1 protein-coding gene is annotated in these 541 nt (G+C 73.2%); it reads right to left on the reverse strand.

Going from position 1 to position 541, the window contains the following annotated elements; translation table 11 throughout:
- Window positions 1-541: methyl-accepting chemotaxis protein (locus ACU8YC_RS26015; RefSeq protein ID WP_446896116.1), on the reverse strand; the 541-nt coding region annotated here is incomplete at both ends.

The following is a 541-nucleotide window of genomic DNA, read 5'->3' on the forward strand; positions in this document are numbered from 1 at the left end:
TCTTGGCGCTCAACGCCACGATCGCGCCGGCGCGCGCCGCCTCGATCGTGGCGTTGAGCGCCAAGAGGTTGGTCTGGCCGGCGATGCCCGAGATCATCCCGACCATGTCGCCGATCCGCGCCGCGTTCTGGCTGAGCGCCTGGACGAGGTTCGCAGTCTGGTCGGCCCCGCCCACCGCGGCCTGGGCGAGATGGGCCGAGCCCTGCACCTGCCGGCCGATCTCCTGCACCGACGAGCCGAGCTCCTCGGCCGCGGCCGCGACCGTGTTGACGTTGGTGGCGGCCTCTTCCGCTGCGGCGGCCACGGTGGTCGATTGCGCGGCGGTCTCCTGGGCGGTGGCGGTCATCTGCTGAGCGGTGGCCTGGAGCTCGGTGGCCGAGGACGAGACCAGGCCGACGATACCGCCGACGGCGCGCTCGAAGCCGTCGGCGAGCTCGATCATGGTGCGCTTCCGCTCGGCGGCGGCGGCCGCGTCGGCCAGGCGCTTGACCTCGGCCTCCTCGGCGGCCTTGCGGGCGACCATGGCCTTGATGCCCTCGAC

The sequence above is a fragment of the Citrobacter sp. VF227 genome (genome assembly GCF_052950715.1).